Source organism: Actinomadura madurae (assembly GCF_047130825.1).
GTDB classification, from domain to species: Bacteria; Actinomycetota; Actinomycetes; order Streptosporangiales; family Streptosporangiaceae; genus Spirillospora; species Spirillospora madurae.
Map to the genome: position 1 here is coordinate 181,024 of NZ_CP083237.1, position 12,753 is coordinate 193,776.

General features: G+C 74.9%; 9 protein-coding genes. 5 read left to right on the plus strand and 4 right to left on the minus strand.

Annotation, left to right across the window (positions count from 1 at the left end; all coding sequences use genetic code 11):
- Window positions 1–16: 16 nt before the first annotated feature.
- From K8Z49_RS00800 to K8Z49_RS00815, 4 genes are read left to right on the plus strand one after another with little or no spacing between them, the layout of a single operon-like run.
- Window positions 17–1,534 (plus strand): ABC transporter substrate-binding protein, encoded by a 1,518-nt coding sequence (locus tag K8Z49_RS00800; RefSeq protein WP_412517356.1) that lies wholly within the window; start codon window positions 17–19, stop codon window positions 1,532–1,534.
- Entirely contained in the window at window positions 1,531–2,460 is a 930-nt protein-coding gene (locus K8Z49_RS00805; protein WP_244938886.1) for an ABC transporter permease, read from the plus strand. Before K8Z49_RS00800 ends, K8Z49_RS00805 begins: the two co-directional genes overlap by 4 nt.
- On the plus strand, window positions 2,457–4,706 hold the full coding sequence (locus tag K8Z49_RS00810) for an ATP-binding cassette domain-containing protein (protein WP_412517357.1): 2,250 nt from the start codon (window positions 2,457–2,459) through the stop codon (window positions 4,704–4,706). The genes K8Z49_RS00805 and K8Z49_RS00810 overlap by 4 nt, the downstream gene beginning before the upstream one ends.
- Window positions 4,690–7,152, plus strand: coding sequence for a methyltransferase (locus tag K8Z49_RS00815; protein ID WP_412517358.1), 2,463 nt, complete (start codon window positions 4,690–4,692; stop codon window positions 7,150–7,152). The genes K8Z49_RS00810 and K8Z49_RS00815 overlap by 17 nt, the downstream gene beginning before the upstream one ends.
- Window positions 7,153–7,158: 6 nt before the next feature.
- Here the strand turns inward: K8Z49_RS00815 and K8Z49_RS00820 are convergent, their stop codons facing one another.
- Complete coding sequence (locus K8Z49_RS00820) at window positions 7,159–8,085, minus strand: NAD(P)/FAD-dependent oxidoreductase (RefSeq protein ID WP_021599667.1); 927 nt, start codon at window positions 8,083–8,085, stop codon at window positions 7,159–7,161.
- Window positions 8,086–8,119: 34 nt separating this feature from the next.
- Between K8Z49_RS00820 and K8Z49_RS00825 the strand changes: the two genes are divergently transcribed.
- Window positions 8,120–8,884 (plus strand): thioesterase II family protein, encoded by a 765-nt coding sequence (locus K8Z49_RS00825; protein WP_021599668.1) that lies wholly within the window; start codon window positions 8,120–8,122, stop codon window positions 8,882–8,884.
- A gap of 2 nt (window positions 8,885–8,886) precedes the next feature.
- On the opposite strand, the gene K8Z49_RS00830 is transcribed toward K8Z49_RS00825, so the two are convergent.
- The 3 genes from K8Z49_RS00830 to K8Z49_RS00840 are packed head-to-tail and all read right to left on the minus strand — an operon-like array spanning window position 8,887 to window position 12,750.
- Complete coding sequence (locus K8Z49_RS00830) at window positions 8,887–9,627, minus strand: class I SAM-dependent methyltransferase (RefSeq protein ID WP_075023763.1); 741 nt, start codon at window positions 9,625–9,627, stop codon at window positions 8,887–8,889.
- A 28-nt stretch (window positions 9,628–9,655) separates the two neighbouring features.
- Window positions 9,656–10,741 (minus strand): saccharopine dehydrogenase NADP-binding domain-containing protein, encoded by a 1,086-nt coding sequence (locus K8Z49_RS00835; protein ID WP_412517359.1) that lies wholly within the window; start codon window positions 10,739–10,741, stop codon window positions 9,656–9,658.
- Window positions 10,738–12,750 carry a condensation domain-containing protein gene (locus K8Z49_RS00840; RefSeq protein WP_412517360.1) on the minus strand — a complete coding sequence of 671 codons (2,013 nt, stop codon included), beginning with the start codon at window positions 12,748–12,750 and terminating at the stop codon, window positions 10,738–10,740. The genes K8Z49_RS00835 and K8Z49_RS00840 overlap by 4 nt, the downstream gene beginning before the upstream one ends.
- Window positions 12,751–12,753: the final 3 nt, after the last annotated feature.

Genomic DNA, 12,753 nt, shown 5'->3' on the forward strand with positions numbered 1-12,753 from the left:
AGGAACGGGACATCCGATGACACCCCTTCGCAAGACCGCCGGCGCGCTCGCCCTAGGGCTGGCTTTCACCCTGTCCGGATGCGGCGGAGGCGGCGACACGGCCGCCCCGTCCGGTGGGGACACGCTGCGTTACGTCGCGGTCGGCGCCCCAGCCACCGCGATCAACGACCCGCACGGCGGCATCGGCAACCAGTCGGACCTCATCAGGTTCGCGCTGCTGTACGACGTGCTCACCAAACCCAAGGCCGACGGCACCACCGAGTACCGCCTCGCCACGTCCATGACCCCGGACGAGTCCCTGACCACGTGGACGGTCGAACTGCGGCAGAACGTGACGTTCACCGACGGCCGTCCCGTCCGGGCCGCCGACGTGCTGTTCTCCGTGCGCCGCATCCACGGGAAGGCCGCCGAGAACTTCGGGCGCCTGCGGATGTTCGACATGGCCAGGTCCCGTGTGGTCGACGATCACACCCTCGAACTGGTCACCGCCGAGCCCTACGCGGAGGTCCCGCGTGCCTTGGAGTCGGTGACCTTCGTCGTGCCCGAGGGCACGACGGACTTCGCCGAGCCGCCCCCCGGGTCCGGCCCGTACCGGATGACCGGCGGCACGCCGCAGCACGCCGTCCTCGAACGCAATGACCGCTGGTGGGGGCCCAAGCCCGCGATGCGGCGCATCGAGGTGCGGGCCGTGGCGGACCCGCAGGCGCGCGCCCAGGCGGTGATGTCCGGGCAGGCCGATGTCGCCGGCAGCGTGAGCCCCGCCGCCGCCCGCCGGGCGGAGGGGAGGTCGGGCCTCGCGGTCGTGCGCCGGCCCGCCGTCACCATGTACCCGTTCGTGATGCGGCTGGACCGCGAGCCGTTCGACGACCCCCGCGTCCGGGAGGCGATCAAGCTGGCGGCCGACCGGCGCGAACTGGTCGACAAGGTCTTCCTCGGCTACGGAAAGGCCGGCAACGACCTGCTCACCCCGGCCGACCCGTCCAGCCCCCGCGACGTGCCGCAACGCACCCGCGACGCCGCCAAGGCCAAAATCCTGCTGCGGCGGGCCGGGCACGGCGGCGGGCTGACCCTCCCACTGGCGACCACGACCTCCTACCCGGGCATGGACACCGCGGCGAACCTGTTCGCTCAGCAGCTCCGCGAGGCGGGCATCACCGTGCGGGTGAAGATGGAACCGCCGGAAACCTACTGGACGAAGGTCTTCGCCAAGGCCGACTTCTACACCGGCTTCTTCGGCGGCATCCCCTTCCTTGATGTGGCGCGGGTATCGCTTCTCGGTGATGCGCCCACCAACGAGACGGCCTGGAAGCGACCCGGATGGGACGCCCGATTCGGCAGGGCCCTCGCCACCACGGACGAGCAGGACAGGCGCCGGGAGTTCGGCGCGCTCCAGCGGGAGTTGCGCGACGAAGGCGGCTACGTGGTCTGGGGGACCGGCGACGGCCTCGACCTGACCTCCGCCCGCGTCACCGGCCTGCCCACCGGCCCCGGATTCGAGAGCAGCTTCATCGAAGGGGTGCGGCCGGCCCGGTGATCGCCCGCCTGTTCGCCTCGGCCGCACGCGCCGCCGGCCTGCTCGTCCTGGCCTCCGTGGCGGTGTTCGGCGCCACCGAGCTCCTCCCGTCGGACGCGGCGCGGACCCGCTCCGGCGGGACGGCCGCGGCCGGGCTGCGCGACCGGCTGGGGCTGGACCGCCCGGCCTGGCGGCGCTATGCCGACTGGCTCGCCGGACTGGCGCGCGGGGACGCGGGCGACTCCCTGCTCACCGACCGCCCCGTGGCGCAGATGGTCGCCGAGCGACTGCCCGCCACGCTCACCCTGGCGGGATGCGCGCTCGCCCTGACCGTCCCCCTGATGGGCGCCCTGGCCTGGGCCGTGGGCACCGCCTCGTCCCGCCGCCGCGGCCCCCTCACCGGGGTGGTGACCACGCTCGCGGCGGTCCCGCAGGTGGTGTTCGCCGCGGGAATGGCGGCGCTGTTCGCGGGGGTGCTCGCCTGGCTGCCGCCGGTCTCGCTGGTGCCCCCGGACGGGGCGCCGCTGGATCGACCGGAGATCCTGGTGCTGCCTTCGCTGGCGCTGGCGATCCCGGCCGCGGCGTTCGGGGCGGCCCTCCTCGGCGGCGCGGTCGCCGACACGGTACGCCGCCCGCACGTGTCGTCCGCCGTCGCCCGTGGCGTGCCCGGGACGCGGGTGGCGGCGCGGCACGTCCTGCCCTGCCTGCTCGCGCCGGCCGTGCGGGTGCTGGCCGTGGTTGCGGGCGGGATGCTCGCCGCCACGGCGGTCGTGGAGACGCTCTTCGGCTACAGCGGGCTGGGGGAGTTGCTGGTCAGCTCGATCGGAACCCGCGACGTGCCGGTCGTGCAGGCGGTCGCGATGCCGGCGGCGGGCACCGTGCTGGCCGGGCTGCTCACCGCCGACGTGCTCGCCGCGCTGACCGACCCCCACCGGAAGACCGCATGAGCCGGGCGCCGGCGGCGTGGACGCTGCTCCTGATGGTCGCGGTCCTGCTGGGCGGGGAGTTCGCGCCGCACGATCCGGCGGCCTCGATCGGCGCGCCCTGGGCCCCGCCCGGCGATGGCTCGTTGCTGGGAACGGACGACGCCGGCCGTGACGTGCTGTCGCGCGTGCTGGCGGGCGGCCGCGCGCTCACCGCGACGGCGCTGGCCGCGGCACTCACCGCCGCGGTTCTCGGTACCGCGGGCGGGCTGGCCGCGGGCTGGGCGGGAGGCCGGGTCGATCGCCTGCTGAGCGGGCTCGCCGACCTGCTGCTCGCGGTCCCGTTCCTGCTGCAGGCGATGGTCCTGGCCGTCGCGCTGCCCGCGCCCGCCGCCGTGGTCGCCGGGACGGTCTGCGGCGGCGCGCCGCTCGGCCTGCGCGTGATCCGGGACCTGACCGGGCAGGCCAGAGGGTCCGGGTACGTGGAGGCGGCTCGGGGACGAGGCGAGACGGCCGCCGCGATCCTCGGCCGGGAGGTGCTGCCCTCGCTGGCCGGGGCGGCCGCCGCCGACCTGGTCCTGCGGTTCGTCCTGGCGCTGCACCTCGCGGCGGCGTTCGGGATGCTCGGCCTCGGACCCGAGCCGCCGGCCCCCGACTGGGGGCTGATGCTGCGGGAGAACCTGCCGGGTGCGGGCCTCAACCCCGTGGCGCTGGTGGCACCGGCCATCGCGCTGACCGTCCTGGCGGTGACCGCCGCCCTGCTCGCGCAGAGCCTCGCCGCCACTCGCACGCCCCGCCCGGCCGAGCTCACGAAAGCCGGGGCGGAGCCGCGGCCCGTGGGCGCTGAGTCGGCCATGGACGGGCTCGATGTGGACGGGCTCGATGTGGTCGATTCCTTTGGCAGGCCCATCATCACGGGCTTCGCCCTGCGCGCCGGGCCGGGCGAGGTGGTCGCGATCGTCGGGCCGTCCGGCAGCGGCAAGACGACGGCGCTGCGGGCCGTCCTCGGGCTGCTGGGGGAGGGGCTTCAGCGCTCCGGCGGGACCGTGCGCTGGCAGGGAGACGACGTCCCCTCCGGCCGAGCGGCCCGCCGCTGGCGGCGCGTCCACGTCGGTCTCGTCGACCAGGACCCTGGCGCCACGCTGGACCCGCTGATGACCGTCGGCGCCGCCGTTCTCGATGGCCGCCGCGAGCCGCGGGCCGCCGCCCGCACGATGCTGACGGAACTGGGCCTTGACGCCGGGCGGCTCTGGTCGCGCCGCGCGAACCGGCTCTCCGGAGGACAGGCGCAACGGGTCGCGCTCGCCCGGGCGCTGCTCACCGGCCCGGCGCTGCTGGTCCTGGACGAGCCGACCAGCGGACTCGACCAGGGCGCCCTCGACCTGGTGGCCGGCGCCGTGGAACGGCGCCGTGGTGACGGGCGCTCCGTCACGCTGGTGGTCTCCCACGACGAGACCTTCGTCGCCCGCGTCGCCGACCGGATCATCGACCTGACCCCGCCCGACACCGGCCGCCCCCTCCCGCGGGCCGTTCCGGCGCCCGTCGCGGAACCGCCGCCGGTGGCCGCCGAGGCGCTGGCCGTGCGGGGGCTGCGCGTGGCCTACGGGCCCGCCGCTCTGCTCGGCGTCGAAGACCTGTCGTTGCGGCGCGGTGAACTCGTCGCCGTCACCGGGCCGTCCGGGAGCGGCAAGACCACGCTGCTGCGCGCCTTGGCGGGACTGCACGTCCCCGCATGCGGCGACCTCGGCGTTCTCGGACGGCCGGCCGCCTGGTCCTTGGACGGACGCGACCGCGACGAGATCCGCGCGATCCAGTTCGTCGGCCAGGACCCGGCGGGCGTCCTCAACCCCGCCCACCGTGTCGCGACCGTCCTCGCCCGTCCGCTCTGCCTACTGGACGGGACGCCCCCCGCTCAGGCGCGGGAACGCGTCCCCGAACTCCTCCGCCAAGTGGAGCTCGGCCCGGAGCTGGCGGCGCGCCGTCCGGCCGAGCTGTCGGGCGGGCAGCGCCAGCGGGTCGCGCTCGCCCGGGCGCTCGCCGCCGGACCGGCGGTTCTGCTCGCCGACGAGATCACCGCCGCCCTGGACGCCGCGTCCGCCGCGGCCGTCCTGCGCCTGCTCGCGAGCCTGCGCGCCGGCGGCCTGGCGGTCCTCCTGGTCACGCACGACCACTCGGTGGCCGCGTGTGCCGACCGCGTCCTGCACGTCCACGACCGCACCCTCGTCCCGCAGCCCCTCGCACGAACGGAGACCGATGGCCGTGCCCGCTGACCAGCACAAAGATGATCTTCTGCGTCCACTTCGCGCGCACCCCTGGATCGAGGACGCCAGCTTCGCGCCCGACGGAGAGACCGTGCGCATCCGGCCCGCCGCGTCCGCCCTCGCGGTGCGTCCCGCCCTCGGCGGATTGGTCGAGGAGTACCTGGAGCACTGGGGCGAGGTCTACGACTGGACGTACACCGAGGCCGAAGGACGTCGCGCCGACGACCTGGACCTGTCCGGATGGCGCGCGTCCGACACCGGACGCCCGCTGCCCGCCGGGCACATGCGCGAGTGGGTCGACCACACGGTGGGCCTGGTGCTGAGCGTTCGGCCGCGGTGGATCCTCGAACTGGGCTGCGGCACCGGGCTGCTGACGCATCGGCTGCGCGGCCATGTGTCCGGTTACGTGGGCACCGATGTGGCCGGCACCGCCGTCCGGAAGCTCAGCGCCGGCGCCTTGCCGGGAACCACGTTCGTCCGGGCGGCGGCCCACGAAGCCCGGTCCCCGCAGGTGCTGGCAGCGCTGGAGGCGGGCGGCTTCCCCGATGCCCGGCCCGACTGCGTGCTCCTGAACTCGGTGACCCAGTGCTTTCCCGGCGTCGCCTACCTGGAAGCGGTGCTCCGGGACGCCGTCGAACTGGTCGCCGCCGGAGGGACGGTGATCGTCGGAGACGTGCGCGACGCGCGCCTGCTCCGCGACTTCTGCCGCTGGGCGGAGCGCGCGCAGGCCCCCGACGCCGATGCGCGCGAACTCGCGCGCCGCGCGGCGCAGCGCGCCGCGCGCGACCCCGAGCTGCTCTTCGACCCGCCGCTGATCGCCGGACTCGCCGTGCGGGCGGCCGCGGAGACGGGACGCTCCCTTCGGATGAGCGTCCATCCCAAGACCATGCGGGACGAGACCGAACTGACCCGCTACCGCTTCGACGCCGTCTTGCACGTCGACGCCTCGGCGACGCCCACCCCGAAGGCCGCGTCCTGGGACGACTCGGCCGGCGATGAGGCCGCCGCGTTGAACGTGTTGCTGGAAACGGAACCGGTGGCCGTTCACGGCATCCCGCGCACGTCGCTGCCCGCCGCGCGCCTGCGGGAGCTGGTGGGGGAGCGGGCCGCGGTGATCGCCGATCCCGCGGACCCCGCGCGGCTCGGAGTGGTCGCCCCGCCCGAGGCGGCGGCCGTCCCGGTGGAGGAGATCGCCGGCCGTCCCGGGACGGCGCACGACCCGTTCCCTTCCTTCGGCGAGCGCCGGCTCGGCGAGATCGCGCGTGCCGTCCTGCGCCGCGACACGGCCGTCGAGATCGATCGCGGCGACGGACGGGCCGGGCTGCCGGAGCGCGCCGGACGGGCCGCCGCCCGGGCCGTCGACACGGACCCGGCCGGGTTGCCGGTCTTCCTGCGCAGGCTGGACGAGGTGGCGTTGCGGGCGATGGCGTCCACGCTGCGTCCGGTGGGCCTGACCGTCCCCGAAGAGCGGCTCACCGCCGACGAGATCGCCGACGGAGTGCACGCCGCCGCCCGGCATCGCTGGATCCTGCGCCGCTGGCTGCACGTCCTGGTGGCGGAAGGAAGGGTCGTCCGGCACGACGACGGCCGGTACGGCGCGCTGCGGCCCATGACGCGCCGGGAGGTGGCCGCGGCGGCGGAAGGCGTGGTGGCCGAGGGGGAGGAGAGCGGCTACCCGGCCAAGACGGCCGGTCTCATGCTCACGGCGATGGCGCGGCTCCCCGAGCTCCTGCGAGACGAGCTGTCGATGCGGACCCTGCTGTTCGGCGATGACGGGACGGAGGCCGCCGACGGGGCGTACCGCGAGAACACCGTCAACCGCTACCTCAACGGCGCGGTCGGCGAGGTGCTGCGCTGGGCCGGCGAGAACAACGACCACGGCGGTGCCCTGCGGGTGCTGGAACTCGGCGCGGGGGTCGGCGGCACGACGGCGGACGCGCTGGCGGCGCTCGCCGGCACCGAGATCGACTACCTGTTCACCGATCTGTCCCGCTACTTCCTGTCCCTCGGCCGGGAGCGCTTCGGAGGACGCGACGGCGTGCGGTTCGCGATCTTCGACATCAACCGGGACGCCGCGGTCCAGGGTGTCGCCCCGGGCTCCTTCGATGTGGTGCTGTCGGCGAACGTTCTGCACAACGCCCGCCACGTGGGCGGCATGCTGGCGGGGCTCGCGGATCTACTCGCCCCGGGGGGCCTGTTCGTGTTCGTCGAGACCACCCGCGAGCTGTACTCGATCCTCACCTCGATGCAGTTCCTCATGTCCGCCGGCCCCGGGGAGGAGCGGCTCCATCCCGACGATCCCCGGGCGGCCGGTGACCGGATCTTCCTCACCGGCGAGGAGTGGTCGCGCGAGCTGGGGAACGCCGGGCTGCGGCCGTGGTTCACCCTCCCGCACGACGACCATCCCCTGGCGGAGGCGGGCCTGCGGCTTTTCGTCGCCCGCCTCGCCAGGTGACGACTCCTACTCGGAAGGGAAGCCGAGATCGGATCGAAAGAGGTCGCCGTCCATCCACAACGCGGCGCGCACACCATCGGCGGCGCCCAGCGAGACCAGGGTCGCGGCGTCGGGGACGGCGGGCAGCTTGGCCGTGTCGCCCGCGGCCGCGACGCCCGGCACGGTGGTCTCCTGCAGCTCGTCGACGCGGACCGTGCCGTCGTCCTGGATCTCGCAGCCGAGCTGGGCCGCCAGCTCCGAATGCTGCCGCGTGGGCGCCCGGTGGTAGACCCCCTGCCGCCGCAGCACGCTCCCGTCCGCGAACCGCAGCGTGACGTCGCCGGCCTCGCCCGACACCTCGGTGATCGGCTCGGTGTTGACGGTGACGCCCTTCTCGCGGAGCTTTTCGGCGATCTCGGCGGGCAGCTCCAGCGGCCCATGGGTGCACAGCACCACGTCGTCGCTGAACCGGTCGGCGACGTACAGCGCCAGCATCGCCTCCCGCGGGACGGTGGTGATGACCGCGAGGGTCTTCCCGCTGGTCTCCCAGCCGTGGCAGAAGGGGCAGTGGAAGACGCCGCGGCCGAACCGCTCGGCCAGGCCGGGGATGTCGTAGGGTTCGTCGACCTGCCCGGTGGCCAGCACCAGGCGCCGTGCCCGCTCCCGCGCGCCGCCGGCCAGCTCGACCTCGAAGTCGTCCTTGGCTCCGCGCGCCGCCAGGACCGTCCCGGGACGCACCTCCACCGAGGGGTAGGCGGTCAGCTCCGCGCGGCCGAGTTCCAGCAGGCGCGCCGGCGGGAAGCCGTCCCGGCTCAGGTACATGTGCATCTCGGCGGCGGGCGCGTTACGGACCCGGCCGCCGTCGATCACCAGGACGCGGCGGCGCTGCCGCCCGAACACCAGGGCGGCGCTCAGCCCCGCCGGTCCGCCGCCCACCACGATCACGTCGTACATGTCGCTCCTCCGCTGTCGGAAATGGTGAGGAATCTTGATCGATGAGTCGTGCGGCGCGTGGCTGCGCCGCTTCCTGCCGCGCCCGGACGCCGGGCTGCGCCTGATCTGCGTTCCGCACGGCGGCGGCGGAGCGGGCGCCTTCCTGGGCTGGGCCGAGCTGCTGCCATCGGCCGTCGAGCTGCTCGCGGTCCAGTACCCCGGCCGCGGGGACCGCCTCGCCGACCCGGTGCCCCGCGCCATGGCCGAACTGGTCACCGAGCTCACCGATGCCATCGCGGCCGTCGCGGACCGGCCCTATGCGCTCTTCGGGCACAGCATGGGCGCCACCGTCGCCTACGAGGTCGCCCAGGAGGCGCGGCGGCGCGGCCTGCCCGGCCCGGTCCATCTGGTGGCCTCCGCGCGGGAGGCGCCGCACGACGAGAAGGGCGGCGACGTGCACCGGGGCGGCGACGACGACCTGTACGCGGAGCTGCTGCGCCTCGGCGGTACCGCGCCGGACGTGCTCGCCGATCCCGGCCTGCGCGCGATGATCTTCGCCTGTGCGCGGGGAGACTACCGGCTCATCGAGACCTACCGGCCGCTGCCGCTGCCGCCGCTGGACTGCCCGGTCACGGTGTTCCTGGGCGACCGCGACCCCGACCTGACCCCGGACGAGGCGGGCCGCTGGCGGCACGCCACCCGGGCCCGGACGCGGCTGGAGGTCTTCCCCGGCGATCACTTCTACCTGGTGCCGCGGCGCCACGCCGTGCTCGCCTCGCTGCGCCGGCTGCTCGCCCCGTACGGCCGCGGGGCCGGCTGACATCACCGGCGCCAGACGCGCAGGCTCTCGGGCGCGTCCGGGACGGGCGACAGCCCGGCGGCGGACAGCTCCGCGGCCAGCAGCTCGTCGGAGACGACGTGGCAGTCGAACTCGGCGGTCTCCTCCTGGACGAGGCGGTCGCCCTCCCAGGTCCGGTAGGTGTTCACCCAGCGGATCATGTCGCCGCCGATCACATCCGCCCGCGACACCGTGTCGTACCGGCGGCGGCCGAGGGTGCGTCCCGGCACCACGCTGGACGGAACCTCCTCGGCCTTCTGCGGATACTGCGCCTCCACGATCAGCAGCCCGCCCGGAGTCAGCGCCCGCGCCCACCTGCGCCACAGCCGCGCACGCTCGGCCGGGGAGAAGTGCATCACCAGATTGAGCAGGACGACCGCGTCGACGGCGGTTCCGGGATCGGCGGTCGCCGCGTCACACGGCAGCACGGTCACCCGCCGCTCCGCCCCGGGCCGCCTCGCCAGCCTCGTGACCAGCGCCGCCCGCATGACGCGCGCCGGCTCGATCGCGAAGATCTCCGCCCCGGCGGGCAGGGAACTGAGCATCGACTCGGTGAAGTAGCCCGTCCCCGCCCCGACCTCGGCCACCGACCGTGCGTCCTTGAGCAGCCCGCCCACCGCGGCGGCGAGGCCGGCCCAGTGCTCCTCCGGCAGGATCAGGTCGTAGTAGGGGGCATTGATGGCATATCCCAGGCCCTCGTCCGCCCGGGCCGTCTCATCGGTCATTCCTCACGCCCTTCTTCTCGGTGGTGGATCAGGCCAACTCGACGCCGGTGACCAGCGGATCGCCGGACAGCAGCGCCAGGGTCTCGGCCGCGTCCAGCACGTCCGCGGCGAAATGGACGCCCGCCGGGATCCGGCCGGTGAGCGACTCCCGCACGGTCAGCGCCGCCACGACGCCGCTCAGTGCGTAGGAGTCGGGAGTATGGAGAACAAGGCGGCGCGGACGTCCCGGTGTGGAGTCACGGTGCACGGCCTGGAACAGCATCGTGTAGTAGGGCCCCGTGGCGGCCAGGTCGGCTTCGGCCGCGGCCACGACCGCCGGGACGTGCCGCTCGGGCGGAGCGTCCCCGTCCCCGCTCGCGTCGTCGTCCGCCCATGCCTCCGCGAGCGCCCGGGGAATCGCTTCGGTGACGTAGACGGTGTAGTTCCGCAGCTCTTCCACGTCCAGTTCGGCGGCGAGCCGCGCCGCCTCGACCGACAGGAACGGCCAGGCGTGCACCCGTCCCCGGAACCCCGGCAGGGTGACCGACCGCAGCGGGCGCAGCGCGTTCGGCAGCACCGCGCCGGCCCGCCACACGGCCAGCGCGGTCCCGAACCGGGGACCGCGCGTCAGGAGCGCGTCCACCGCCGACAACGGGCCGATCGCGGCCGCGCCGCCGACGTAGAGGTCCAGCCGGGACGGCGGGCCGTCCGCCGCCAGCAGCCGGGGGAGCAGGCCGGACAGCCCCGGCATCAGGCCCGCCGAGAAGACCGCGGCCTTCCGGCGGGCGGGGCCTTGGCCGAGCGCGTCGGCGGCGGCCGCGTCACCCGCCGCGTCGACGTAGTGAGCCCCGCCCGCCAGTGCCGCCCGGGCCACCGTGTCGAGCACCAGGTACGACGGGCCCGCGCAGTTGACCACCACGTCGCAGCCGGCGCAGAAGGCGCGCAGGGCGTCGGCGTCGTTGAGATCCACGCGCACCGGTTCGGTGCGGGCGCCGGGCACTCGGGCGCCGACCTCGGCGGCCCGGTCCAGATCGCGCCCGCCGAGTCGCAGGTCGCCCAAGTCCCAGGAGGCCAGCCGGTCGACGGCGACCCGGCCGACCGTTCCCGAGGCGCCCAGCACGCCGATCGTCGTCATCGGCCCTCGTCCAGATCGCGGACGACGGCCGCCAGACCGGCCACGGTCGGGGCGTCCAGGAACCGCCGGACCTGGACGGCCACGCCCTCGTCCTTGGCCAGCCGTGCCAGGGCGCGCACGGCCAGCAGTGAGTCACCGCCGAGGGCGAAGAACGGCGTCGCGCGGTCGAGGACCGGGGCGTCCAGGATCCGCTCCCACAGCAGCGCGATCCGCTGCTCCAGCTCGTCCCTGGGCGGCCCGGCCTCTTCGCCCGTGCCGGCCGCGGCGGGGCCACCCGGTGAGAGGCCGCCGTCCGTTTCCGGCTCCGGAGCGGCGGGCAACTCGACCACCCGTTCCCAGCCTGGCCCGTCGGCCAGGTCCCCGATCAGCTCCACCAGCTCCGCGAAGGCCGCGTCGACCTCCTGCGGATCGAACAGCTCGCCCACCAGCGAGAACGCGACGGCCATCGCGCCGTCCATCTCCCAGAATCGCGCCTCCAGGGCGACCTGGGGGGTGCGGAGCTGGTGGTAGTAGTCGGCGAAGTCCAGCCGGCCGAGCGGTCCGGCCGACGTGGCCTGGCTCTCGCCGATGGCCGCGTCCATCCCGAGGGTGCTCTGGAACACCACGGGCGCGACGGGCCGGGTCGTCCCGCGCCTTCGGGCCAGCTCCCGCGACACCTCCACACCCGAGATCAGGTTGTGCGCCGCGTACTCGGTGAACGTGCGCTGCTGGCCGGCCGCCAGCTCGGCGAAGGTTCGTCCGGTGCCGGGTTCGGCGGGGACGAGCATGGTGGACGCGAACGCGCCGATCGTCCGGTGGATGTCGGGATGCAGCGGCAGGCGGTTGAGCTGCAGGGTGTTGAGCAGCATCCGGCGGTGCCCGGCCCAGCGGGCGAGCACGACCGAGAACGCGGTGAGCATCGCGGCCGACACGGTGACGTCGTGCGCGGCGCACCGTTCCCGCAATGCCGCCCATTTCGCGGCTTCCAGCCGCGCCTCCCGGCTGTCCATCAGGGTCGGCGCCACCTCCCGGGGATCGGCGCGCAGCGGCAGCGCGGGCGGGAGAGGCGCGCCGTCGAGCCGGTCCCACCACCAGTCGCGGTCGGCCGCCCAGGCCGCCGTCCGGCGCAGCCGCCCGATCGAGGTGACGTAGTCGCCGAAGTCGACCTCCAGCGGTGCCAGGACGGCGTTCCAGTCGGCCGCCAGCGCGAGCAGTTCCCGATTGAGCACCGTGGCCGACCATCCGTCCATCGCGACCAGGCTCATCGCGGTGTGCAGCCGCCCCCGCCCGCCCGGCAGGAGGCTCAGCCGCGCGTCGAGCCCGGGACCGGACAGCGGGTTCGGCCCGGTCCCGGCCATCTCCCGCCGCACGGTCGCCAGCGTTGCGCGGATCTCGTCCTCGCCCGCCTCGCGCAGGTCGTAGACGCGGGGCCGCGGGATCGCGCCGGGTGCGTCCTCCGGCAGGACGTACTGCATGCCGTCGGGCGTGATGCGGGCCCGGAGCGTCGGCTGGTGCAGGGCCAGCCGTCGCAGCGCGTCGGCCAGTGTCTCCTCGGCCTCCTCGGCGTCCATGTCCGTCAGGCCGACATCGCCGTAGAAGTGCGCCGAGTCGTACGAGAGCTCCCAGCCGTCGTGCTGCCCCACGAAGTAGCCCTGTTGGAGCGGCATCAGGGGAAAGGGTGCCGCGGGGTCGGCGCGGTGCTCGATCTCCACGGGAAGGGCCCGTGCCGTCGCTCCACCCTGGCCGCGCCGTGCCACGATGTCGGCGAGCTCCGACAAGGTGATCTCCACGGTGACGTCGGACAGCGCGAGCTCGACCGACAGCCGCTTGCGGATCAGCGCCGACATGCGCACGGTCAGCACCGAGTCGCCGCCGAGCCGCAGGAAGCTGGCGTCGCCGCCGATCGTGCCGGGGTCCAGGTCGAGCAACTCGGCCCAGATCCGGGCCAGGTCCGGGACGATCTCCGCAGGGGGCCGGGCCCTGGCCGGGGGCGGCGCTTCGCCGGGGCCGGTGGCGGACGGGACGGTCATCTG

What these genes read in the sequence shown, in the direction of transcription:
- K8Z49_RS00815 (WP_412517358.1), top strand. Translation starts at nt 4,690, where the DNA reads ATGGCCGTGCCCGCTGACCAGCACAAAGATGATCTTCTGCGTCCACTT.
- K8Z49_RS00810 (WP_412517357.1), top strand. Translation starts at nt 2,457, where the DNA reads ATGAGCCGGGCGCCGGCGGCGTGGACGCTGCTCCTGATGGTCGCGGTC.
- K8Z49_RS00835 (WP_412517359.1), bottom strand. Translation starts at nt 10,741, where the DNA reads ATGACGACGATCGGCGTGCTGGGCGCCTCGGGAACGGTCGGCCGGGTC.
- K8Z49_RS00840 (WP_412517360.1), bottom strand. Translation starts at nt 12,750, where the DNA reads ATGACCGTCCCGTCCGCCACCGGCCCCGGCGAAGCGCCGCCCCCGGCC.
- K8Z49_RS00820 (WP_021599667.1), bottom strand. Translation starts at nt 8,085, where the DNA reads ATGTACGACGTGATCGTGGTGGGCGGCGGACCGGCGGGGCTGAGCGCC.
- K8Z49_RS00830 (WP_075023763.1), bottom strand. Translation starts at nt 9,627, where the DNA reads ATGACCGATGAGACGGCCCGGGCGGACGAGGGCCTGGGATATGCCATC.
- K8Z49_RS00800 (WP_412517356.1), top strand. Translation starts at nt 17, where the DNA reads ATGACACCCCTTCGCAAGACCGCCGGCGCGCTCGCCCTAGGGCTGGCT.